20 protein-coding genes are annotated in these 23,609 nt (G+C 70.3%); 13 read left to right on the forward strand and 7 right to left on the reverse strand.

Annotation, left to right across the window (positions count from 1 at the left end; all coding sequences use genetic code 11):
* Nucleotide 1 precedes the first annotated feature (1 nt).
* From H976_RS0120830 to zwf, 3 genes are read right to left on the reverse strand one after another with little or no spacing between them, the layout of a single operon-like run.
* On the reverse strand, nt 2-622 hold the full coding sequence (locus H976_RS0120830; protein WP_027863099.1) for a bifunctional 4-hydroxy-2-oxoglutarate aldolase/2-dehydro-3-deoxy-phosphogluconate aldolase: 621 nt from the start codon (nt 620-622) through the stop codon (nt 2-4).
* Nucleotides 615-2,462: a phosphogluconate dehydratase gene (edd, locus tag H976_RS0120835; protein WP_027863100.1), complete on the reverse strand. Its 1,848-nt coding sequence runs from the start codon at nt 2,460-2,462 to the stop codon at nt 615-617. The genes H976_RS0120830 and edd overlap by 8 nt, the downstream gene beginning before the upstream one ends.
* Nucleotides 2,463-2,491: 29 nt before the next feature.
* The gene (gene zwf / locus H976_RS0120840) at nt 2,492-3,979 is read right to left on the reverse strand and encodes a glucose-6-phosphate dehydrogenase (RefSeq protein ID WP_027863101.1); all 1,488 of its coding nucleotides are present in this window, start codon (nt 3,977-3,979) and stop codon (nt 2,492-2,494) included.
* 145 nt (nt 3,980-4,124) lie between these two features.
* On the opposite strand from zwf, the gene H976_RS0120845 reads away from it, so the two are divergent.
* From H976_RS0120845 to H976_RS29230, 9 genes are all read left to right on the forward strand, one after another.
* Nucleotides 4,125-5,318: an ROK family protein gene (locus H976_RS0120845; RefSeq protein ID WP_196804172.1), complete on the forward strand. Its 1,194-nt coding sequence runs from the start codon at nt 4,125-4,127 to the stop codon at nt 5,316-5,318.
* A 21-nt stretch (nt 5,319-5,339) separates the two neighbouring features.
* A complete protein-coding gene (locus tag H976_RS0120850) occupies nt 5,340-6,383 on the forward strand; it encodes a dihydrodipicolinate reductase (RefSeq protein WP_027863103.1) in 1,044 nt (347 codons plus the stop codon).
* 122 nt (nt 6,384-6,505) lie between these two features.
* Entirely contained in the window at nt 6,506-6,895 is a 390-nt protein-coding gene (locus H976_RS0120855) for a GntR family transcriptional regulator (RefSeq protein WP_027863104.1), read from the forward strand.
* Entirely contained in the window at nt 6,892-7,785 is an 894-nt protein-coding gene (locus H976_RS0120860; RefSeq protein ID WP_027863105.1) for an ABC transporter ATP-binding protein, read from the forward strand. The genes H976_RS0120855 and H976_RS0120860 overlap by 4 nt, the downstream gene beginning before the upstream one ends.
* Nucleotides 7,782-8,816 (forward strand): ABC transporter permease subunit, encoded by a 1,035-nt coding sequence (locus H976_RS0120865; RefSeq protein ID WP_027863106.1) that lies wholly within the window; start codon nt 7,782-7,784, stop codon nt 8,814-8,816. Before H976_RS0120860 ends, H976_RS0120865 begins: the two co-directional genes overlap by 4 nt.
* 18 nt (nt 8,817-8,834) lie before the next feature.
* Entirely contained in the window at nt 8,835-10,037 is a 1,203-nt protein-coding gene (locus H976_RS0120870; RefSeq protein WP_051277223.1) for a M20 family metallopeptidase, read from the forward strand.
* A 5-nt stretch (nt 10,038-10,042) separates the two neighbouring features.
* Complete coding sequence (locus tag H976_RS0120875; RefSeq protein ID WP_027863108.1) at nt 10,043-10,933, forward strand: haloalkane dehalogenase; 891 nt, start codon at nt 10,043-10,045, stop codon at nt 10,931-10,933.
* Nucleotides 10,934-10,942: 9 nt separating this feature from the next.
* A complete protein-coding gene (locus H976_RS0120880; protein ID WP_027863109.1) occupies nt 10,943-11,623 on the forward strand; it encodes a response regulator transcription factor in 681 nt (226 codons plus the stop codon).
* Nucleotides 11,624-11,746: 123 nt separating this feature from the next.
* On the forward strand, nt 11,747-13,840 hold the full coding sequence (locus tag H976_RS29230) for an ATP-binding protein (protein WP_081683095.1): 2,094 nt from the start codon (nt 11,747-11,749) through the stop codon (nt 13,838-13,840).
* A gap of 9 nt (nt 13,841-13,849) precedes the next feature.
* On the opposite strand, the gene H976_RS0120890 is transcribed toward H976_RS29230, so the two are convergent.
* On the reverse strand, nt 13,850-14,110 hold the full coding sequence (locus H976_RS0120890) for a hypothetical protein (RefSeq protein ID WP_027863110.1): 261 nt from the start codon (nt 14,108-14,110) through the stop codon (nt 13,850-13,852).
* Nucleotides 14,111-14,297: 187 nt separating this feature from the next.
* Here H976_RS0120890 and H976_RS0120895 point away from each other — a divergent pair, with 187 nt between their 5' ends.
* Complete coding sequence (locus H976_RS0120895) at nt 14,298-14,735, forward strand: hypothetical protein (protein WP_155918607.1); 438 nt, start codon at nt 14,298-14,300, stop codon at nt 14,733-14,735.
* Between the two features lie 347 nt (nt 14,736-15,082).
* Nucleotides 15,083-15,448, forward strand: coding sequence for a response regulator transcription factor (locus H976_RS27755; RefSeq protein WP_051277227.1), 366 nt, complete (start codon nt 15,083-15,085; stop codon nt 15,446-15,448).
* Here H976_RS27755 and H976_RS0120905 read toward each other — a convergent pair.
* Both H976_RS0120905 and H976_RS29235 read right to left on the reverse strand, forming a co-directional pair.
* The gene (locus H976_RS0120905; protein ID WP_027863112.1) at nt 15,445-17,463 is read right to left on the reverse strand and encodes a hypothetical protein; all 2,019 of its coding nucleotides are present in this window, start codon (nt 17,461-17,463) and stop codon (nt 15,445-15,447) included. The genes H976_RS27755 and H976_RS0120905 overlap by 4 nt on opposite strands.
* Nucleotides 17,460-18,818: an ATP-binding protein gene (locus H976_RS29235; RefSeq protein WP_196804173.1), complete on the reverse strand. Its 1,359-nt coding sequence runs from the start codon at nt 18,816-18,818 to the stop codon at nt 17,460-17,462. The genes H976_RS0120905 and H976_RS29235 overlap by 4 nt, the downstream gene beginning before the upstream one ends.
* Nucleotides 18,819-19,023: 205 nt before the next feature.
* Here H976_RS29235 and H976_RS0120915 point away from each other — a divergent pair, with 205 nt between their 5' ends.
* Together H976_RS0120915 and H976_RS0120920 are read left to right on the forward strand one after the other, a co-directional pair.
* Complete coding sequence (locus H976_RS0120915) at nt 19,024-19,782, forward strand: ABC transporter ATP-binding protein (protein WP_027863114.1); 759 nt, start codon at nt 19,024-19,026, stop codon at nt 19,780-19,782.
* A gap of 3 nt (nt 19,783-19,785) precedes the next feature.
* A complete protein-coding gene (locus tag H976_RS0120920; RefSeq protein WP_027863115.1) occupies nt 19,786-22,329 on the forward strand; it encodes an ABC transporter permease in 2,544 nt (847 codons plus the stop codon).
* A gap of 75 nt (nt 22,330-22,404) precedes the next feature.
* Here H976_RS0120920 and H976_RS0120925 read toward each other — a convergent pair whose 3' ends face one another.
* Nucleotides 22,405-23,586: a HAMP domain-containing sensor histidine kinase gene (locus H976_RS0120925; protein ID WP_051277229.1), complete on the reverse strand. Its 1,182-nt coding sequence runs from the start codon at nt 23,584-23,586 to the stop codon at nt 22,405-22,407.
* Between the last annotated feature and the right edge of the window lie 23 nt (nt 23,587-23,609).

The raw sequence follows: 23,609 nt of genomic DNA on the forward strand, positions 1-23,609 counted from the left end.
GTCAGGCGGCCAGGTAGGTCGACTCGGCGGCCAGCCGGCTGATCCGTGCCCAGTCGCCCTGGGCGATCGCGTCCGTCGGTGTCAGCCAGCTGCCGCCGACGCAGCCGACGTTGGCCAGGCAGAGGTACGACGGTGCGCTGTCCGGGGTGATCCCGCCCGTGGGGCAGAACCTGGCCTGGGGCAGCGGAGCACCGGCCGCCTTGAGGAAGGCAGATCCGCCGGAGGCCTCGGCCGGGAAGAACTTCAGTTCCCGGTAGCCGAGCTCGAGCAGTCGGATGACCTCGCTGACCGTGGCGGCGCCGGGCAGGTGTGGCAGCCCGGTCTCCTGCATGGAGGCGGCCAGCTCGTCCGTCGTACCGGGGGAGACCAGGAACTGCGCGCCCGCGGAGAGCGCCTGCTTGGCCTGCTCGGGTACGACGATCGTGCCCGCCCCGACGAGGATGTCGGGCACGTTGCTCGCGATCTGCTCGATGCAGTCCAGCGCCGCAGGCGTGCGCAGGGTCAGCTCGATCACGGGCACGCCTCCGTCCACGAGGGCCCGGGCGACGGGAACGGCATGGGCGACGTCGTCGAGCACGACGACGGGGATGACCGGCACGCGGTCGAGCAACGACTCAGGCATCGAGGTCCTCCACGAAACCGTGGGTCGGGAACACGCTGGCACCCTGGTCGGCCGGGCCGACGTGGGAGCGGAAGGCGGCGAACAGCTCCCGTCCCGTCCCGAAGACCAGCGAGTCGTCAGCCCGGGCGACGGGCCGGTTCTCTAGGTCGTACGCCGAGACGTGCACGTCGAGCAGGCCGGTGTCGGCGTCGAGACTGACCAGGTCGCCGTCCTGCACCCGGGCGAGTGGTCCGCCGACCGATGCCTCCGGGGTGAGGTGGATGGCAGCCGGGACCTTGCCCGACGCGCCCGACATCCGGCCGTCGGTGACGAGCGCGACCCGCTGGCCGCGGTCCTGGAGGACCCCGAGGGCCGGGGTCAGCTTGTGCAGCTCCGGCATCCCGTTGGCCGCCGGGCCCTGGAAGCGGATCACCGCCACGAAGTCGCCCTCGAGGGAACCGGCCTCGAAGGCACGCAGGAAGTCGGCCTGGTCGTCGAAGACCCGGGCCGGTGCCTTCACCTGGCGCTGCTCGGCCTTGACCGCCGAGGTCTTGATCACCGCACGGCCGAGGTTGCCGTCGAGCATCCGTAGTCCACCGTCCTTCGCGAACGGGTCGTCGGCGCCGCGCAGCACGTCGGTGTCGTGGCTGCGCTTGGTGCCCTCCTCCCACGTGAGCTCGGCCTTGTCACCGACGCCGGTCAGGCGGGCCTCGGTGGTGTAGCGCCACAACCCGTGCCCGGCCACGGTCTCGACGTCGTCGTGCAGCAGCCCGTGCTTGAGCAGCGAGTGCACGGTGAACGCCAGCCCGCCGGCGGCGTGGAAGTGGTTCACGTCGGCCTTGCCGTTGGGGTACACCCGCGCCATCAGCGGTACGACGGCCGACAGGTCGGCCAGGTCGTCCCAGGTGAGGGTGATGCCCGCCGCGCGAGCGATGGCGACGAGGTGCACGGTGTGGTTGGTCGAACCACCGGTCGCGAGCAGCGCCACGCAACCGTTGACGATCGCCTTCTCGTCGACGATCCGGCCCACCGGCGTGAAGCTCTCGCCCCACGCGGTCAGTGCCGTCGACCGGGCCGCGGCGGCGTCGGTCAGGGCGGCACGCAGCGGGGTGCCTGGGTTGACGAAGCTGGCGCCCGGGAGGTGCAGGCCCATGACCTCCATCAGCATCTGGTTGGAGTTGGCGGTGCCGTAGAAGGTGCAGGTGCCGGCCGAGTGGTACGACGCCGACTCGGCCTCGAGCAGTTCCTCGCGACCGATCTCGCCGGCGGCGTACCGCTGCCTGATCGCGGCCTTCTCGTCGTTGGGCAGTCCCGAGGTCATCGGGCCGGCCGGCACGAAGACCGTGGGCAGATGGCCGAACGACAGCGCGCCGATCAACAAGCCGGGCACGATCTTGTCGCAGACGCCGAGCATCAGCGCGGCGTCGAACATGTCGTGCGACAGCGAGATGGCGGTCGACATCGCGATCACGTCGCGGCTGAACAGGGAGAGCTGCATGCCGTCGCGGCCCTGGGTGATGCCGTCGCACATGGCCGGTACGCCGCCGGCGAACTGCGCGATGCCGCCCGAGCGGATCACGGCCCGCTTGAGCTGGGCCGGGAAGGACTCGAAGGGCTGGTGCGCCGACAGCATGTCGTTGTAGGCCGAGACGATCGCGACGTTGGGCTTCACGTTGCCCCGCAGCGCGGCCTTGTCGACCGGCCCGGACGCGGCGAACCCGTGGGCCAGGTTGGCGCAGGCCAGCCGCCCGCGAGCCGGGCCGCGCTCGGCGGCAGCGTCGAGGCGCTGCAGGTAGGCGGTCCGGTCGGGCCGGCTCCGCTCGCTGATGCGGGCCGTCACCTCGGCGACGACGGGGTGGATGGTGTTCGTGCGTCGGTTCATGGGAGTCCTCACTCGTGCCAGGAACGGCCGTCGCGCTCGAGCAGGTTGATGGCCGCACTCGGGCCGCCGGTGCCGGCGGGGTAGGGGCGGGGAGCGTGGCCGGGGGCCGACCAGCGCTCGAGGATCGGCTCGACCCACGTCCACGCGGCCTCGACCTCGTCGCGGCGCATGAACAGGGTCGGGTTGCCGCGTACGACGTCCATCAGCAGCCGCTCGTAGGCGTCGGGCGAGTGTCGCTGGAAGGTCTGGGCGTAGTTCAGGTCGAGCGAGACCGGGCGCAGCCGGATGCCACCCGGACCGGGTTCCTTCGCGGTGAGGTGCAGCTTCATGCCCTCGTCGGGCTGGAGCTGGATGACGAGCCGGTTGGGCTCGCTGGTGCCTTCGCTGCCGGGGAACATCGGGTGCGGCACGTCCTTGAACTGGATGACGATCTCCGAGACCCGTCGCTCCATCCGCTTGCCGGTGCGCAGGTAGAACGGCACCCCGGTCCACCGCCAGTTCTGCACCTCGGCCTTGATGGCCACGAAGGTCTCGGTCGTCGAGCCGGGTCGCTCCGCATCGGTCTGGTACGACGCGACAGCCGTGCCGTCGACGAGGCCGGGTCGGTACTGCCCGGCCACGACGGAGCTGTCCACGGCGGTGCCGGTGATCGGCTTCAGGGCCTGGAGCACCTTGAGCTTCTCGTCGCGGACGGTCTCGCGGCCGACGTACGTCGGAGGCTCCATCGCCACCAGGCAGAGCAGCTGGAGCAGGTGGTTCTGGATCATGTCGCGCAGGGCGCCCGAGCCGTCGTAGTAGCCACCGCGCGTGCCGACCCCGAGCGACTCGGCGGCGGTGATCTGCACGTGGTCGATGCAGTTGGCGTTCCAGAGCGGCTCGAGGAAGCTGTTGGCGAAGCGGGTCACCAGCAGGTTCTGCACGCTCTCCTTCCCGAGGTAGTGGTCGATGCGGAAGATCTGGTTCTCCTCGAAGACCGCGCCGACGGCGTCGTTGATCTCCCGCGCGGAGGCGAGGTCGTGGCCGATCGGCTTCTCCAGGACGAGCCGCGAGCTCTCGGTGACCAGGCCGTGGTCGGCGAGTCGGCGGCTCACCGGTCCGAACAGCGACGGGGCGATGGCGAGGTAGAAGACTCGCACCCGCTCGGGGTGGTCGAGAGTCTCCACGAGGCTGGACCAGCCGGCCTCGTGCTCGATGTCGATGCTGACGTGGGTCAGGCGGGCGACGAACCGGTCGAGGACCGCGTCGTCGAGCTCGTCCGCACGCACGAAGCGCGGCAGCTCGCCGCGGATCTTGTCGCGGTAGCCGGCGACGTCGAGACCGGCGCGGGACAGGGCCACGATGCGGGTCTCGGCCGGGAGCTGGCCGTCGCGGTCGCGGAGGTAGAGCGCGGGCAGCAGCTTGCGGACGGCCAGGTCGCCGGTGCCGCCGAAGACGACGAAGTCGGCCGGGGGAACGGGGCCTGGGAGTGCGGGAGGAAGTCCAGGGGATGGGGACATCAGTTGTCTCTCCGGGGAATGGACTGAACGAGCCTCCACCGTAGGCGGAGATATGTTGTTCTGCAAGACAGACTTATGACTTTTACAAAACAAAAGTCGCACAGTTGGGTGAACAGGAGTACGCGCCAGTGGTTCAATGGCGGTCATGTCCTCCGTCCCCGGACCTGCCACCGCAGGCGAGGTCTTCTCGCTGATCCGCGACGGGCGTGCGCGGACCCGCAGCGACGTCGGTCGGCTCACCGGCCTGTCCCGTACGGCGGTCGCGGCCCGGATCGCGTCCCTGCTCGAGTCGGGGCTCGTGGTCGAGGGTGTCGAGGAGGAACGGGAGCCCTCGACCGGCGGCCGGCCCCCGGTCGGGCTGCGATTCAACCGTGACGCCGGCGTGGTGCTGGCCGGTGCGATCGGTCGCAGCCGCACCCAGCTGGGCGTCTGCGACCTCAACGGCGGCGTCCTCGCCACCAACGACCTCGAGCAGGAGGTCGGCGCCGCCCCGGACGACCTGATGCCGCAGGTGCTGGCCGGGTTCACCGACCTGCTGAAGGAGGCGGGACGGCGGGTAACGGACGTGCGCGCCGTCGGCCTGAGCATCCCCGGCACCGTCGAGCTCGAGCGCGGCGCGAGTCTCGACTCGCCCATCATGGCCGGCTGGAACGGAGTCGAGCTCGCGCCGTACCTGGAGAAGCTGACCGGCGGCCGGGTCCCGGTCTTCGTCGACAACGACGCCAACGTGATGGCGCTCTCCGAGCGGCGTGGTCACCTCGAACGGCACCGCGACCTGCTGTTCGTGAAGGCCTCGACCGGTATCGGCGTCGGCATCGTCACCGACGGCCGGCTGCTGCGCGGGGCCCTGGGCGCGGCCGGCGAGATCGGCCACAACAAGATCGCTGCCGCCCAGGGGCTGCCCTGTCGCTGCGGCGACACCGGCTGCCTCGAGGCGGTGGCGGCCGGTTGGGCACTCGTGCAGGCGGCGCGGACCGGCGGCCACGAGATCACCCACGTGCGCGACCTCGTCGCCCTGGCGGTCAAGGGTGACGCCGACGCCCGGCACCTCGTCCGGGTCGCCGGCCGTCGGATCGGCGAGGTCGTCGCCTCGACGGTGAACGTGTTGAACCCCGAGGCGGTCGTGGTCGGCGGCGACCTCGCCCAGGCCTACGACCCGTTCGTGGCCGGACTGCGCGAGTCGCTCTACTCCCAGGCCTCCGCCCTCGCCACCCGGGAGCTGGTGATCGTGCCGGTCACCCATGGCGAGCAGTCCGGTGTCGTCGGCTGTGCCGCCCTGGCGATCCGCGAGGTGCTGGACTCCGCAGCCGTCGACCGGGCGCTTCTGGACGCAGACTAGAACACGTTCTAGCCTGCGGGGATGACTCACCCCCTGCGCGTCATCCAGTGGACCACCGGCAACATCGGCCGCCGTTCGTTGCACGCGATCCTCGGCCGCCCCGACCTGGAGCTGGTCGGCGTCTACGCGCACGGCGAGGAGAAGGTGGGCCGGGACGCAGCCGAGCTGTGTGGCTGGCCCGAACCCACCGGGGTGCTGGCCACCAACGACATCGACGCGCTGATCGCGCTCGCGCCCGATGCCTGCTGCTACAACCCGCTCTGGCCGAGCGTCGAGGAGCTGGTGCGCCTCCTGGAGTCGGGCATCAACGTCTGCTCGAGCGCGGCCTGGATCACGGGTGGCAAGCAGTCGGCCGAGGACCGTGCCCGCATCGAGAAGGCCTGTGCGCAGGGTCGATCGACGATCTTCGGCAGCGGCGCCCACCCGGGCATCACCAACATGGTCGGGATGGTGCTCTCCGGTGCCTGCGAGGTGGTCGACACGATCACGATCACCGAGTCGGTGGACTGCTCGACGTACGAGTCCGCCGGGACCCAGACGGCGATGGGGTTCTCGCAGTCGCCGGACACCCCGGGACTGGCCGAGAGCGTACGGCGGGAGAGCGAGGTGTTCGCCGAGTCGGCGGCGATGATTGCCGATGCGATGGGAGTGACGCTCGACCGGATCACCTTCGACGTCACCTTCACCGAGGCGACCGGCGACTCCGACCTCGGGTTCATGCAGATCCCGGCCGGGACGGTCGGCGGCGTCCACGGCTACCACCGCGGCTGGGTCGGGGATCGCAACGTGGTCAGCGTGGGCTTCAACTGGACGATGGGTGAGCACGTCGTACCCCCCAAGCCGCTGGCCCACGGCCACGTCATCCAGGTCTTCGGCGTACCCAACATGCGCACGGTGCTGCACTGCCTGCCGCCGAAGGACTGGCCCGAGGAGGGCTTCATGGGCCTCGGCATGATCTACACCGCGATGCCGGTGACCAACGCCGTGCCGGCCGTGGTCGCCGCCGAGCCCGGCATCAAGACCCTCGCGGACCTGCCGGTGGTGACCGGTCGGGCGCGGGTCTGAGGGGCGTGCCGGTTTCACAACCGGTGTTGTGAAACCTGTGACCCCTGTGGCAAGCAGCCCCCATTGACAGCCATCATCTAGGTATCTAATGTGCTAGGTAACTAGATGAATGGAAGTTCCAGATGATCGAGTTCTCGCTGGACACGAGGTCGGGCGTCTCGCCGTACCTCCAGGTCGTCCACCAGGTACGACGGGCCCTGCGCCTCGGACTGCTGGTCGAGGGCGACCAGCTGCCCACCGTCAAGGACGTGGTGGCCAGCCTGGCGATCAACCCGAACACCGTGCTGAAGGCCTACCGCGAGCTCGAGCGCGACGGACTGGTCGCTGCCCGGCCGGGAGTCGGCACCTTCGTCACCCGGACCCTGGCCGACTCCACACTGGCCGCTCACGAACCACTCCGCCGCGACCTGGCGCGCTGGCTCGCGAAGGCCCGACTGGCCGGGCTCGACGAGGAGAGCATCGAGGCGCTCTTCGCGAGCACGTTTCGTGACGTGAACGAGGAGTCCGCGTGAACGCCGTCGTGGCCGCCCACGGACTCGGCAAGCAGTACCGGCGTCGATGGGCGCTGCGTGACTGCACGCTCGAGATCCCCACCGGACGGGTGACCGGCCTGGTCGGCCCGAACGGCGCCGGCAAGACGACGCTGCTGAACCTGGCGGTCGGGATCCTGAGCCCGACCGTGGGCACCATCGAGGTCTGCGGGGGTCGACCCGCGGCCAGCTCGGCCCAGCTGGCGAAGGTCGGCTTCGTGGCGCAGGACACCCCGACGTACGCCGGACTCACGATCGCCGACCACCTGCGCCTGGGTGCCCACCTCAACCCTCGGTGGGACCAGGCGGCCGCGCGTCGCCGCATCGACCGCCTCGGCCTCGACCAGCGACAGAAGGCCGGGCGTCTCTCCGGCGGTCAACGTGCGCAGCTCGCACTCACCCTCGGCCTGGCCAAGCGACCCGAGCTGCTGGTCCTCGACGAGCCGGTCGCGAGCCTCGACCCCCTGGCGCGGCGCGAGTTCCTGCAGGTGCTGATGGAGGCGGTCGCCGAGGAGGAGATCAGTGTGCTGCTCTCCTCACATGTCGTCTCCGACCTCGAGCGCGTCTGTGACCACGCGGTCGTGCTGGTCGACTCGCAGGTCCGCGTCGCGGGCGACGTCGACCGGCTGCTGGCGACGCACCACCGGCTCTCCGGCCCGCGCCGAGATCCCGATTCGCTGCCGGCCGACCAGCACGTCGTCTGGGCCAGCCACACCGATCGGCAGTCCACCTACGTCGTACGCACGGAATCGCGCGTCCTCGATCCTTCCTGGTCGACCACGCCCCTCGGTCTCGAGGACCTGGTCCTGGCCTACATGGAGGGGAGCGCCCCTGCCGTCCAGTCCAGCCCCGAGCTCGAGGTGATCCCGTGATCTGGCTGACCTGGCGTCAGTTCCGGACCCAGTTCGTGGCCGTCTTCGGGCTGGTCGCGGCAGGTTGTGTCTGGCTCGCCCTCACTGGTCCCGCGCTCGCCCGCCTCGCGGCGCACAACAAGAACGTGTTCGACGTCCTCACCGGCAACGACCGGCTGCTCTTCAACGGCGGCATCGCCGTGCTGGCGGTTGCCCCGGCCGTCATCGGGATCTTCTGGGGCGCACCGTTGGTGGCCAGAGAGCTCGAGACCGGCACCTACCGGCTGGTGTGGAACCAGTCCGTCACCCGTGGACGCTGGCTCGCGGTGAAGCTCGGCTTCTCGGTCCTCGCGGTCGCGATCGCGGTCGCGATCCTCACCACGGCGATCACCTGGTGGGCGCACCCGATCGACGGCGTGAAGGGCGGCCAGCGCGGCAGCCTGGTCTCGCACATGACCCCGGTCGCCTTCGCCATGCGCGGCGTCGTACCCGTCGGGTACGCCGTGTTCGCTCTGCTGCTCGGGACCCTGGTCGGGCTGGTCGTACGGCGGTCCGTCCCGGCGATGGCCCTGACTCTGGCGATCTACGTCTTCGTCCAGGTCGCTGTTCCGCTGTGGGTACGACCGCACGTGATTCCTCCCACCACGAGCTCGATGGTCATCTCCGACCGCACCCTCGACGGCATTAACTTCGACGCCTCGAAACGCTTGACCATCACCACGCACACGGCTGGTCCGGGTGACTGGGTCCTGTCCAACCGGACCGTCGATGCCCACGGCCACGCGGCCGCGATACCCACGTGGTTCAGGGGCTGTCTGCCGACTCCGCCCGGCGCTGCAGAGCCGGGCGGGACCATCGGTGTGAGTCCAGCGCGCGGGAGCCTGGATGACTGCTTCGCCCGACTCGCCGACGAGGGCTATCGACAGCAGGTCGTCTACCAGCCGGAGAGCCACTTCTGGCGCCTGCAGTGGGCTGAGCTGGGGCTCTACCTCGCGGCCTCCGGGCTGCTCGCGTGGCTCTCGTTCAGGTGGATCCGGCTGCGCCTGTCCTGATCGGGCCAGAATGCAGGCATGCAGCCCATCCTCGACCGAGCCCACGAGATCGCACCCGACCTGATCGACCTGCGGCGTGAGCTGCACCGGGTGCCCGAGCTCGATCGAGACCTGCCGAAGACCCAGGCGCTAGTGCTGCGAGCGCTCGAGGGGCTGGACCTCGACATCACGACGGGTACGGCGCTCAGCTCGGTGACGGCGGTGCTGCGTGGGGGAGCGCACGACGGCATCGGTCCGGTCGTCCTCCTGCGCGGCGACATGGACGCCCTGCCGGTGACCGAGGAGACCGGGCTGGAGTTCTCCTCCGAGCAGCCTGGCCAGATGCACGCCTGCGGGCACGACCTGCACGTCGCGGCCCTGGTGGGAGCGGCCCGGCTGCTGTGCGAGCGGCGCGACGAGCTGGCCGGTGACGTCGTGCTGATGTGGCAGCCGGCCGAGGAGACGACGGCAGGGGCGATGGCGATGATCGACGAGGGAGTGCTCGAGGCGGCGGGACGACCGACCGACGCGGCGTACTGCCTGCACGTGATGTCCTCCGGCCGGCCGCTCGGCACCTGGTTCTCCCGGCCCGGTCCCCTGTGGGGTGCCTCCGACGAGTTCATCGTGCGGGTCGTCGGTGTCGGCGGCCACGGCTCGGCGCCGCACATGACCCGCGACCCGATCCCGGTCGCCTGCGAGATGGTGACCGCGCTGCAGACGCTGGTCACCCGGCGGGTCGACATCAACGACCCGGTGGTCCTCACGGTCGGCAAGTTCGCAGCCGGCACCAAGGAGAACATCATCCCGGACGACGCCGTCTTCGAGGCGACGATCCGGTCGTTCAGCCGGGCCAACCGCGACCTGCTCGAGGGCGCCGTACGCCGACTGCTGGAGGGCATCGCCGACGCCCACGGTCTGCGGGCCGAGATCGAGTGGACGCCCGGCTACCCGGTGACGATCAACGACGAAAACGAGTACGCCTTCGCCCGCGCCACCCTGACCGACCTGTTCGGCGAAGGGCGGTACGACGAGGAGCAGTTCGCCGATCCCGGCACCGAGGACTTCTCCTACGTCCTCGAACGGGTGCCCGGCGCCTACGTCTCGATCAGCGCGTGTGCCGCGGACGACCCGGCGACGGCGGCCGACAACCACTCGGCGCGGGCGGTGTTCGACGACTCCGTGCTGGGGGACTGTGCGGGCTACCTCGCGGAGGTCGCGACCCGGCGTATCGAGCGGGGGTAGCAGCCGTGGACGTCGTACGCACTCCCGAGGAGCGGTTCGCGAACCTCCCCGACTTCCCGTTCGCGCCGCACCACACGACCATCAGCGACGGGCTGCGGATGCACCACGTCGACGAAGGTCCGCGCGACGCCGCACCGGTGCTGATGCTGCACGGCGAGCCGTCGTGGAGCTACCTGTACCGGTGGATGATCCCGCTCTTCGCCGATGCCGGGTTGCGGGCAGTCGCGCCGGACCTCGTCGGATTCGGTCGGTCGGACAAGCCGACTGAGCTGGGCGACTACTCCTACCAGCGCCACATGGACTGGCTGACCGAGTGGCTGGAGGCCGTCGACCTGCGCGACATCACGCTGGTCTGCCAGGACTGGGGCTCGTTGCTCGGGCTCCGGCTCGCGGCCGAGAACGAGGAGCGGTTCAGCCGGATCGTCGTGGCGAACGGCTTCCTACCCACGGCCGAGCGCGATCCCGGCTGGCCGTTCAAGGCCTGGCGCACCTTTGCGACGTACTCACCCGTCTTCCCGGTCGGTCGCATCGTGGCCACCGGCACCAAGCGCAGGCTGAGCAAGGCCGAGGTCGCGGCGTACGACGCCCCGTTCCCCTCGCGGGCGCACAAGGCCGGTGCTCGCGCCTTCCCGAGACTGGTGCCGACCTCGCCGAATGACCCTGCCGTGCCGGCCAACCGCGAGGCCTGGCGTCGACTGGGTCAGTGGGACAAGCCGTTCCTCACGCTGTTCGGTGCGAGCGACCCCATCCTCGGTCGCGCCGACCGACCGCTCCAGACACACGTCCCCGGCGCGCAGGGCCAGCCGCACGCCCGGGTCGACGGGAGCCACTTCGTGCAGGAGGACGCCGGCCAGGAGATCGCGCGACGCACGATCGACTGGGTTCGTGCCACCTAGAGTGAGCCCATGACCGTGCGGGTCGTCTTCGCCGACGACAACTACCTGGTGCGCCAGGGCGTGACCGGCGTCCTCGCCGAGGCCGCCGAGGTGGACCTCGTCGAGTCCGTCGCCGACCAGCAGGCACTCCTCGCCGCGGTCGAGGAGCACCGCCCGGACGCCGTACTCACCGACATCCGGATGCCGCCCTCGTTCACCACCGAGGGCATCGACGCGGCCAAGCGGATCCGGGCGGACTTCCCGCAGACCGGGGTGGTGGTGCTCTCGCAGTACGTCGAGGAGCAGTACGCCTTCGAGCTCCTCTCCGAAGGGGTGGCCGGTCTCGGCTACCTGCTCAAGGAGCGGGTCACCGAGGTCGACGACCTGGTGCGCGCGCTGCACGAGGTCGCCCGCGGCGGTTCCGTGCTGGACCCGAAGATCGTCGAGGCCCTGCTGGCCCGGAAGTCCGCCGAGTCGACGTCCGTCCTGTCGGCGCTCACCGAGCGGGAGTACGAGGTGCTCGAGGAGCTGGCCGCCGGCCGGAGCAACGCCGCGACGGCGAAGGCGCTGTTCATGAGCGAGCGCGCCGTCGAGAAGCACGTGGGGGCGGTGTTCACCAAGCTCGGCATCGTGCACGAGTCCGACGTCAACCGGCGGGTGATGGCCGTGCTCGCCTTCCTCGAGGCCACCGGAGGCCCCGCGACGCGGTGAGCCTCGCTCTGCTAGCACGACGAGACTCTGTGCCCTATTTGTCCAGTATTGAGCGGAAACTGTGCCACCGTGGGTACCCGGGCCGTCCCCCACGGCCCCCGGCAAGGTTTCGGAGACGCGCGCATGGCACTCATGACTGGACCCACGCCTCTGGGCGTGGACACCTCCAGCGACCTGTTCGGAGTGCTGTTCACCTCGTCCTCCCAGCAGGTCTCGGCGGTGGTGGAGCTGTCCCTGGGCTCGATCTCCTTCGTGGCCGCGGTCTTCGCGGCCCGTGCCGCCCTCCGTGGGACGGGCGCGGCCAGGTTCGCCTGGTGGGCGCTCACGGCCGCCATGCTGAGCTGGGGGCTGAGCAACGTCCTGTTCGACCTGACCGTGCTGACGCCTGTCGTGAGCTCGGTGGAGGCAGCCCGCGACCTGCAGCTCCTCGCGATCGCCCTGATCGTGGTCGCGGTGGCCGTCCTGCCGACCGGAAGGTGGCAGCCGGGTGCCGCGCTGCGCACCTTCGTCGACATCGTCGTCATGCTGGTGTGCCTGACCCTGATCGGCACGGTCGTGGTCGTCCGTTTCGTGCTCGCCCACGCCTCGTCGCCGAGCGACGAGCTGTTCGCACTGCTCTATCCGGCCGCCGCCCTGCTCCTGTGCAGCCAGGCGTATGCGAAGGCTCGTCGCGTCGGCGACAAGTCCCGCCCCGAGCTGCCCGCGTTGGTGGCGGGATTCGGGGCGTGGGCGCTCGCCGGCGTCGGGTACGCCGTGACCACCCCGGCTGGTTTCATCGGCGCACCGGGCATCAACCTGGTCTTCGCGTGCGGGACCGCCATGATCAGCTACGCAGGATGGGCTGCTGGCAGGCCGCAGCGCGTGACCCCGACCCTCCACGTCCGGTCCTACCGGATGCTGCTGGCCCTGCCCGAGGTGGTCGTGGTGGCTGCCGCGACGGCGGCCATGCTCGGCGGCCTGCACACGTGGTACGACTGGACGGTCGGTGCCCTGGCCGCGATCGCCGTGGTGATCCGTCAGTCCATCTTCTCCGTCGACGCTCGCCGCTCACGTGCCTCCCTGGAGGCCGAGGTCAAGGACCGCACCGACCAGCTCCAGCGTGTGAACGCGGAGCACGAGCGCATCCTGGCAGCGGTCGGCGAGGGCATCGTCGGGGTGGACACCGAGGGCCGGATCACCTTCGTCAACGTCGCGGCAGGCCGGATGCTCGGCTACGACCCGACGGCTCTCGTCGGCCGCGACGCATGCGCAGCGCTGTGCGCGTTGCCGCACGAACAGTGTCCGCTGCGCATGGTCGGCTCACTGGGCCACGTCATCACCGACGAGCAGACGACGTACCGCCGAAGCGACGGGTCGCTGCTGCCTGTCGAGGTCACGGCGGCTCCCAAGGAGACGCCCATCGGACTCGGCCGTGCGGGCGTGGTGGTGGCGTTCCGCGACATCACCGAGCGCCAGGCCGTCGAGCAGATCAAGCAGCAGTTCGTCAGCTCGGTGAGCCACGAGCTGCGTACGCCGCTGACCTCGATCCGCGGCATGCTCGAGATGCTGTCCGACGGTGACGCGGGCGAGCTGCCCGGGATCGCCCACGACATGATCGCCACGGCGCAGCGGGGCAGCGAGCGACTCAGCCGGCTCGTCAACGACATCATCGATGTCGAGAAGCTGGCCACCGGCGACTTCAGCGTGGTGCCGCGCCCGACCGACGTCGCCACCGTTGTCGGCGACGCCATCGCTTCGCTGGAGGGGCTCGCCGCCACGGCCGGGGTGCGTCTCCGATTCGGGGAGGTCGCCGGACGGGCATTGTGCGACCCCGACCGGGTGGAGCAGGCGCTGGTCAACCTGATCGGCAACGCGGTGAAGTTCAGCCCGGAGGACGGAGTCGTCCTGGTGAGCGCGGTGGTCGAGGAGACCCAGGTGGTGATCTCGGTGCGCGACGACGGGCGTGGGATCCCCGAGGACCAGCTCACCAACGTCTTCGAACGCTTTCACCAGGTGCGTGCCACCGACGCCACGGAGAAGGGCGGCACCGGTCTGGGCCTGACCATCACGCGCTCCATCGTGGAGCGACATGGTGGTCGCATCTGGGTGTCGAGTGCGCCTGGCGAGGGCACCGTCTTCTCCTTCACGCTGCCGCTCGCGCCGGGCGATGTCCCGGGGGAGCAGGAGCCTCGAGCCCTCCCCTCGAACCCTCGCCTGAGCCTGGGTGCGGACGCCTGACGGCTTGGATCAGTTGACTACGTAGTCGCCGAAGTAGCGACGACCGTCACCGGTCTTGCGGCAGCCGTGCACCCCGGTGACCTGGTAGCCGTTGGCCCGCTGCAGCTTGATCGAGTTCGACATGTTCGTCGTGCACTGGTCGTAGGTGTCTCCGTAGATGTAGACGGTGCCTGGCCCCCCAGCATGAGCTGGCGCAAGACCAACCGCGTTTGCGCCGATGGCAGCGGCCAGTGTGACGCCCGTCAGCAGGATGCGTCGGAGGTTGGTCATCGGTACTCCTCGAAGCAGATTGATCGCGGTAGCCCTTCGTGACGGCCGCGGGACGATGAGGCGTGCTTCACGTTGCCCGACACCTCACCGCGCCAAACGCCAAGCCGCCGTCCGCCTTCGACGCGCGTTCGGGAACCCCGCACCCGGGCGACTGCGTCAGACTCAGGTGATGCGTGCGTTGGCCAGAGTGTCGTCTCCGCTCCGACTGCTAGCCCTGGTGTCGGTGTGCCTGTTGGTGCTGGCCGGGGTGTGGCTCTGGCTCGCCCGCGACGGCGGCGGCGCCGAGGTAGTCGACGGCTCGTCGCATTCAGGGTGGATGACCATTCGGTACGAGGGTGTGCGGGTCGACATCCCAGCGTCCTGGGAGCGAGTGGACAGGGATGGCTGCGAGTTCGAGTTCGAGGTCTGGGCGCCACGGCCCCACTCGGACAGCTGCACGTGGGCCGGCGGCGTGGCGTTCTATCGCTCCGCGACCTTCGACCCCGCCCACGAGGCGGGTGTCAGACGAGCCGAGTCTCGGGGAGAGCCGGAGTGGGGTGGCTACACCTACGCCGGGGACCTCGCCGTCTACGCCTCAGACGATGACCGCGAGATCGTGTTGCGAGTGCTGCAGTCCGCCGCGTAGCACCTCCTCCCAGGTGCCCACGCGGTCTGCACATCGTCATGTCCGGTCGCATGTGCGATAGATGGGTGCGCCAGCTGAGTGCGCGAGTGCCTCTGTCGTTCGGGACGTCATACGAACCGTGCCCTTGAGACCACAATTCGTATGACGCAAAGCAGGTCCGCCTTCTGCGCGACGCGTTGTTGGCCCCACCCGGGCTTGGGTGCGTTCCGGGCTCTCGGGCCACGGTTACTCGATCACCCCGGAAAGGCTAGCCATGCGCCGGGTGGGGGCAGCCACCTCCAGATCGGGGGACAGCCCCATGTCGGCCGGATGCCCGGAAAGGGCACGATGTCCGCGAGGAGGTGCCCATGGCTGACGTGCGGGTGCTCGTCGTCGACGACCAGACCGCCTACCGGCGTGCGCTCGCGTCGGTGGTCACCGAGACCGACGGGTTCGTCATGGTGGCCGAGAGCACGACCGGCGAAGGCTCCGTGAGCGTCGCGGCCGAGGTGCAGCCGGACCTGGTCCTGATGGACGTGAACCTTCCCGGCATCAGTGGCATCGACGCGGCGCGCCGGCTGACCGAGGGGCCGGGTGGCCCGGTCGTCGTGCTGCTCTCGACGTACGACGAGGACGAGTTCGACCTCGAAGGGTGTGGCGCCTCGGCGTACGTCGCCAAGGCGGCGTTCGGTCCGGACCGGCTCGCCGAGGTCTGGGCCGCGGCCTCCCGCTAGCCCTGCACGAGCTCCTCGGCGTCGGCCGGGATGCGGATCACGAGCTCGTCCGGCCCGATGCTCATGGCCCCGCCCACCGCCTCGGCGCGGTCGAGGATCGCCTGGAGGTCGGCGTCCTCGTGACGCTTGCCGCGCAGCCGCACCACCAGTTCGTGCTCCGCGAGGGAGAGATCGACGGCGGAGAGCTGATCGAACTCGCGTGCCGCACCGACCAGGCAGGAGTACACCGCTGCTTCGACCGCGTGCACGAACCGCCGACCCGTCACGGTCGCGTCGACGTGCAGCGCGCCCGACAGCCCGCTGCGGGCGAGGTGTGAGCGCAGCGCCGGCTCGAGCCCGGATCGCGACAGCTGCGTCGGGAACAGGCCTCGGGTCAGGTCGCGCAGGGCCTCCAGGGCGGTGTTGGTGGTCAGGACGAGGTCGTCGAGCCCGGTGCGGTCGAGGCCGGCGGCGTTCGCCTCTCGGGCCCGCACGATCCCGGCCGGGACAGTGGAGAGGTGCGGCAGCACGTCCCTGGAGATGGCGCCCTCCATGGTGCGTCGGGCGACGTCGTCGGCCTCGATGATCCGGGCCCGGGAGCGGGCGAGCTCCTCGGTCGTGCGGTCGAGGTCGGCGACGCGGGCGGCGAGCTGGGCCTGCAGCCCGACGTTGCGGAAGGCGACGGCGGTCTGGTCGGCGAGCGCCTCGAGCAGGCGTACGTCGGACGTGCGTGGCGCCCCGCCGCTGAGCCAGACCCGGATGCTGCCGAGCTGCTCCCTGCCGTGGCGAACCGGTACGTCGTGCGCGTCGGCCTCCTCGCCGGGCGTGCCCCACACCGCCGAGAGGGCAGGTAGATCGGAGGCCTGCAGGACCGCAGCAGCGCCCTGCGCCGACACCGCCCGTCCGGCCGCGCCCGCGACGGCGGGCAACAGCGTGTCGGCCGCGGGAGCGTCGGCGATCCGGTGGCTGAAGTCGAACAGCGCCTCGTAGGGCTGGGCACGGGAACCGTAGGCCAACCTGTTGGCCAGCTTGATGACCTGTCGGCGCAGCGGCTGGAACGCGACGGCCACCAGGGCCGTGGCCAGCAGCGACAGCCAGACGCCGCCACTGTCCGGACCGACGCGCGCACCGACCACGACGACGAGGGTGGTGTAGCCGATGGCCGCGAACGCCGTGCCAAGCGCCAGGACCAGGGTGCGGTTCAGGATCACCTCGACGTCGTAGAGCCGGTAGCGGAGCACAGCGATGCCGAAGAGCGCGATCAGCAGGACGTAGGCGACGTACAGCGGCAGGCTGGCGGCCCAGGTCTGCTCACCGCCGTTGACAGCCTGCACCACGAACAGGTTCAGCAGGCCCGCGGCGACGAGGGCGGCCGCCAACGCGACCAGTCGCACCTGCTGGCGCTCCTCGCCGCGACTCCGGCGCAGTCTGAGCACCATCGAGACGACCGAGGCGAGCAACCCGGCGCTGATCAGCAGGAAGCCCCCCGAGACCAGGATTCCCGGGAGCAGACCGATGTGGACGGTCGCAGCGCTGATGTCGTAGGTCGCCGGGTCCTGGACCAGGACGCCCGCCGCGCACAGGATCGCGCCGAGCAGCGTCGTCGCCACGGCGTACCGCCAGCGTGGGGAGAGCGGCCGACCGTTGGGCGCGAGCAGGAAGATCAGTGCGATGGCGGCGATCGACAGCTGGCCGCCGAGCAGGGTCGACAGCCAGCCCGACCACCCGGCGAAGCCGCGTGAGCCGGGACCGCTTTCCTCGACCACCCAGATGCTGTAGGCCTCGGTCAGCAGTGACACCGCGCCGGTGAACCCGATCAGCAGGAGGAGCAGCCCGATGGGATGCCGGCGGTCCTGCGCCAGGATGAGGGCACCTAGCACCGCGGCGCCGAGGACCGCGAGGTCGACGAACGGGAACCCGTGCACGGCCACGGCGTCCTCGGAGAAGAGCCCTCGGTACTGGGCGGTCACCCAGACGTCCGCCACCACCGCCACGAAGGTGAGCCCGGTCAGCACCCAGGCCAGACGGGCGGTCACGTCGGATCACCCGCGGGCACCGGCGCCGGCTCGAGCAGCACCGGCAGCCGGGCACGGATCCGGGTGCCGCCTCCCGGCACGGTCCCGGTGGTGAGTGTGCCGCCGGCCGACTCGATGCGGTCGCGCAGGTTCGCGAGCCCAGTTCCGGTGGTGGGGGCGGCCGGGTCGAAGCCCACGCCGTCGTCCATGACCACGAAGCCCAGGCGACCGTCGCGTCCGTCGAGGGAGACCCGGATCGAGGTCGCTCCCGAGTGCTTGGCGGCGTTCTGCACCGCCTCCAGGCAGCAGAAGTACGCCGTGGCCTCGATGCCGGCCGAGTACCTGCCCACCCCGGTCGCGGTGACCTCGACCGGGATCGGGCTGCCGGCCACGGCGGTGGTGAGCGCGGGAACCAGGCCGTCGGCCCCCAGCTTGCGCGGGTAGATGCCCCGGGAGAGCGCCACGAGGACCTCGATCGCCTCGGCCGCGGCCTGCTCCTGCTCAGCGAGCAGCGCGTCGGCCCGCTCGCGCGAGCGGTGCGAGAGCGTCTCGGCCAGACGGAGGTTCACGGCCAGCGCGACGAGGTGCTGCTGGGCGCCGTCGTGGATGTTGCGCTCGAGGGTGCGTCGCTCGGCGTCCTGGGCGGCGACCAGGCGCTGCCGCGAGATGCGTAGCTCCTGTGCGCGGGCGGAGAGCTCCTCGAGACGACGACTGAGCTCGGCGTGCAGCCGCGCCCCGCGCAGGACCGGCCCGGCCTGGTCGGCCAGACCTGCGAACAGGCGGGACTCGACCGAGGACAACGGTCGGTGGTCACGCTCGCGGACCACGAGCACGCCGAGGAGCTCACCGGCCTCCACCACGGGGAGTGACCTGCGCACGTGACCCTGATCGTCGGTGCCCGACGTCGCCGCTGACGGGTCGAGCACGTCATCGTGCTCGGCGGCGTTGGGTGGCCAGGTCGCCGCGAGCTGCAGCCGGCCGCCGACGACCAGCCAGACCTGGGACCACGCGGCGCCGGTTCCGTCGGCGAGGACCCTGGCCATCCGGGACGGCAGCTCCTGGGCGTCGTAGCTCCCGGTCACGGTCTGCGAGAAGGTCCGCAGCACGTCGTACGGCGAAGGTCGGCCCTGGTTCACCGCACGGGAGGCAGCCCGCTCGAGCCGCCGCTGTACCGGGTCGAAGGCGAGTGCGACCACCGCGGTCGCGAGGACAGACAGGGCGACGTCCGGCGACGACGTGTGCCCGAGGAGGGCGCCCAGGCCGAGCACCAGCACGGCGTACACCAGGACGACGAAGGCGACCAGTCCGGCGAGCACGAGGGCGTCCGCGAGCAGCTGACGACGAGATCGCCGACGCAACCACTGCAGCCCTGACATGAGTGCAGTCTGCGCCCTGGCCGGCCCGCGCGGGAGGTGCCTGCCCCCACCCCGGGGGTGGGGTGGCCACACGATCACCCGCACGGAGCGCGCGGCCAGCCTCGGCCGGCCTGCGCCCAGCTCCATGGTGGCGAGCGCCCTGATCGCGAAGTCTGGGACGTGAGCCACCGGACCGGTGGCCGCCCCCCTCAACAGGAGTCACACCATGACCGTCACCACGACTCGCCCCCAGGCTGCGACCGCCACAGCGGCTCGGGCCGAGGGCCTCAGCAAGTTCTACGGCGTCGACGAGGCAGCCGTCTGGGCACTCGACAACGTCAGCGTCGGCCTCCAGGAAGGGCAGTTCACGGCGATCATGGGGCCATCCGGCTCCGGCAAGTCGACGCTGCTGCACATGCTCGCCGGCCTCGACCGGCCCAGCTCGGGTGAGGTGTTCCTCGGCGACGTCGAACTCAGCTCGCTCAACGACAAGCAGCTGACGATGCTGCGCCGGGACCGGATCGGCTTCATCTTCCAGTCCTTCAACCTGCTCCCGACCATGACCGCCGCGGAGAACATCGTCCTCCCGCTGCGGATCGCCGGCCGCAAGCCGGACGAGCACTGGGTCGCCTCGATCGTCGAGACCGTGGGTCTCAGCGGGCGCCTCGGCCACCGTCCTGCCCAGCTCTCCGGTGGCCAGCAGCAGCGCGTCGCCGCCGCGCGAGCACTGGCGTCCAAGCCGGAGATCGTCTTCGCCGACGAGCCCACCGGTGCCCTGGACTCGTCGTCGAGCGCCGAGCTCCTCGGATTCCTCCGCAACGCGGTCACCGAGCTCGGCCAGACCGTCGTGATGGTCACCCACGACCCGACTGCCGCGAGCTACGCGGACCGGGTCATCTTCCTCGCCGACGGCCAGATCGTCGACGAGATGCACACCCCGACGGCCGACCAGGTCCTCGACTACATGAAGCGCCTAGGAGCCTGAGCCATGTTCTCCACCACCATTCGACAGATGCTGGCGCACAAGCTGCGCCTCGTCCTCACGACGGCGTCGATCGCGCTCGGGGTCGCGTTCCTCGCCGGCACACTCGTGCTGACCGACACCATGGGGCTCGCCTTCGAGCAGCTCTTCGGCAAGGTCTCCTCGGGCACCGACGCGGTCGTCCGCGCCGAGGCCCCCTACACCGCCTCCGACGGCGTCGGCACCAGCCGGGGTCCGATCCCCGCCTCGGCGCTGGCCGCCGTCAAGGCCACCGACGGCGTCCGCGCCGCCGAGGGCACCGTCACCGGCTACGCGCTGCTCACCGACACCAAGGGCAAGGCCGTCCTCACCAGCGGCGGGGCGCCTACCCAGGGCTACTCGATGCCGTCGGACGAGAAGCTGCGCGGTGACGTGGAGCTGATGAGCGGTACGGCGCCGGACAGTGCCGACGAGGTCGCCATCGACGCCACCAGCGCCGAGGAGCACCACATCAAGCTGGGCTCGTCGATCAAGGTGCTCTTCTCGGGTCCGACCCGTGAGTTCACTGTCGTCGGCACGGTCGGCTTCGGTGGTGAGAAGAACCTCGGGGGCACCACCTCGGCGTACTTCGACACCGCCACCGCCCAGCAGGTCCTCGGCACGCCTGGTCAGTTCGACAGCATCGCCGTGAGCGCCGACCAGGGCGTCAGCCAGGCCGAGCTCGCCGAGAACCTGAGCGCGGTCGTCCCCGACGGGCTCGAGGCCGTCACCGGGAAGACCGTGGCCCAGGAGAGCTCGGACGCGATCAAGAAGGACCTCAAGATCGTCGGGATCATGTTCATGATCTTCGCCGGCATCGCGTTGTTCGTCGGGTCCTTCATCATCTGGAACACCTTCACGATGATCGTGACCCAGCGCTCACGCGAGATCGCCCTGCTGCGCGCCGTCGGCAGCACCCGGCGCCAGATCATGCGGAGTCTCCTGCTGGAGGCACTGTTGCTCGGTACGGCGGCCTCGGCCGTGGGCGTGGCACTGGGTGTCGGCGTGGCCAAGGGCCTCAAGACGCTGATGGACGCGGTGGGGTTCAGCCTGCCGAGCACGTCACTGCAGCTCGAGCCCCGCACCATCTGGGTCTCCCTGCTCGTCGGCACCGCGGTGACAGTCGTCGCCGCGCTCGTCCCGGCTCGCCGGGCGACGAAGGTGCTGCCGGTCGAGGCGCTCCGGGAGTCCACTCCCGGTGCGGAGAAGCCCTCGATCCGTCGCGCCGTGATCGGGGTCGCGCTCACCGGCGCCGGCACCACGGTCATGCTGTTCACCCTGTACGGCGGCCTGGCCAAGGCCTTCTTCGGACCCGGCCTGCTCGCCGTGATGGTGGGAGTGATGGTGTCCCTGCCGTTCGCCGTCCGTCCGCTCGCCGCGATGATCGGCAAGCCGCTCAGCTGGCGTGGGCTCCCCGGGGAGCTGGCGAAGCAGAACGCGATGCGCAACCCGCGTCGTACCTCCTCGACGGCTGCTGCCCTGATGATCGGCCTCACCCTGGTCGTGAGCATGGGCGTGTTCGCCTCGTCGCTGAAGCACTCCTTCGGTGACGTGATCTCCGACCAGACCAGTGCGGACCTGTTCGTCACGACCGCCAGTGCCCAAGGCGCGGGCTACAGCCCGTCGGTCATCGGCGCGGTCGAGGACGCGCCGGGTGTCGAGCAGGTCTCGGCCTCCTCGTGGGGCGAGGCGCACTTCCTCGGTGCTGGTTCGTCGTACTCGGCGATCGACCCGGCCACGGCCGGGAAGGTGATGAACCTCGAGGTCTCGAAGGGTTCGCTCGCGGCCCTGGGCCGGGACGGCGTGGTCGTCTCCAGGTCAGCCGCCACCCAGCACAAGTGGGACATCGGCAGCATCGTGAACGCCGAGTTCCCAGCCACCGGCCAGCACCGGCTGCACGTCGTCGGGGTGTACGACGGGAAGGGCTGGATCGGCGACAACTACGTCATCAGCCTCGACGAGCAGAAGGCCTTCGCCGGCCAGCAGCTCGTGACGTCGGCCCTGGTCACCCTGGCCGCTGGTGCGGACAAGGGCGAGGTGGAGCAGGCGATCGCGACCGCGCTCGCCGACCACCCCGACGCCCGCGTCCAGGACCAGAAGGAGTTCGAGAAGACGGCGAGCGGGAGCATCGACAGCCTGCTGCAGTTCGTCACCATGATGCTGCTGCTGGCGGTGCTGATCGCGCTGCTGGGCATCGTGAACACCCTGGCGCTGTCGGTGTTCGAGCGCACCCGGGAGCTCGGTCTCCTGCGGGCGGTCGGCATGACGAAGTCGCAGGTGCGCGCCATGGTCCGCTGGGAGTCGGTGGTGATCTCGTTGATCGGCGCGCTGAGCGGTGCGGCCCTCGGGATCGGCATCGGGCTGGCCATGTCACAGGCCCTGAAGGACGAGGGGATCAAGGCCATCTCGATCCCGGTTCCCCAGGTGACGATGTACGTCGTGCTGGCCGCGGTCGCCGGGGTCATCGCGGCCATCGGCCCGGCCCGGTCGGCCTCCAGGGTCGACGTGCTCAGGGCGGTGGTCACCGACTGACCTGGCCCTCCGAGAACCCGGCAGAGCCCGGCGCGTCCGCCAGACGCGCCGGGCTCGCGGCACGTCGTGACCGGCTCAGGTGGAGCCGTGGGGCGCGATCTCGAGCGGGAGCGTGAAGGAGAAGGTGCTGCCGACCCCCTCGACGCTGCTGGCCTCGAACACTCCGCCCATGAGGTGCACGAGCTCCTGGGAGATCGCAAGACCGAGCCCGGCGCCGCCGTACTTGCGAGTGGTGGAGGTGTCGGCCTGGGTGAAGGACTCGAAGACCGCGCTCATCTGCTCGGTCGGGATACCGATCCCGGAGTCCTCGACGGTGAAGCGGACGTCGGTGACGCGGTCGCGCACCTTCGAGGTGTGCACGCCGAGCCTGACCTCCCCCTGGTCGGTGAACTTCATCGCGTTGCCGAGCAGGTTGGTCAACACCTGCGAGATGCGCATGGCGTCGCCGTACACGTGCGTGGGTAGGGTGGTGTCGAGGTCCCAGGTGAAGGTGAGCCCCTCCTTGTAGGCCAGCGGGCCGGCCCAGGTGATCGCGTCGGCGGCCACCTCCTGGAGGCTGATCACAGTCTCCTGGACGTCGAGCTTGCCGGCCTCGAGGCGTGAGACGTCGAGGATGTCGTTGACGAGGCGGTGCAGCTTCTCGGCGTTGCGCTGCACGATCGCCACCAGTGCCCGGTCGCCCGGACTGAGGTCGCCCTCGGCCAGGATCTCGGTCGCGCCGAGCACGCTCGTGAGCGGCGTACGCACCTCGTGGCTCATGTTGGCCAGGAACAACGTCTTGGCCGCGCTGGCCTCCTCGGCGGCCCGACGGGTGCGCTCGAGCTCGCGGCGCAGCTCGTTCTGCTCGGTGACGTCCTCGGCCAGTCCGTGCACACCGACCACCTCGCCGCACACCACCACGGGTACGGCGGTCACCCGCAGCTCGATGACGCTGCCGTCCTTGTGCCGCATGTTGGCCTCGAGCTGCTGCGGCTCGCGGTGCAGTGCTCCCTCGAAGGCGGCGACGGAGGCCGGCAGGTGCTCCGGGGCGATCACGTCGGTGAAGTTCATCCGGAGGAACTCCTCGAGGGAGTAGCCGCTCACCTCCGCCGAGACGACGTTGGCGTCGATGAAGTTGCCCTCGAGGTCGAGGGAGAACGCCGCGTGCGGGCTGTAGGCGAACAGCGACCGGTAGCGCTCGATGCTCTCGGCCAGGTCGCGCTCGGTCGACGATTGCTGCGCGCTGCGGACCTGGTGGTCCGTCCGTGCTGCAGGCATCAACACTCCCGAGTCGTGAGGTC

The sequence above is a fragment of the Marmoricola sp. URHB0036 genome, from assembly GCF_000426045.1.
Lineage (GTDB): Bacteria > Actinomycetota > Actinomycetes > Propionibacteriales > Nocardioidaceae > Marmoricola.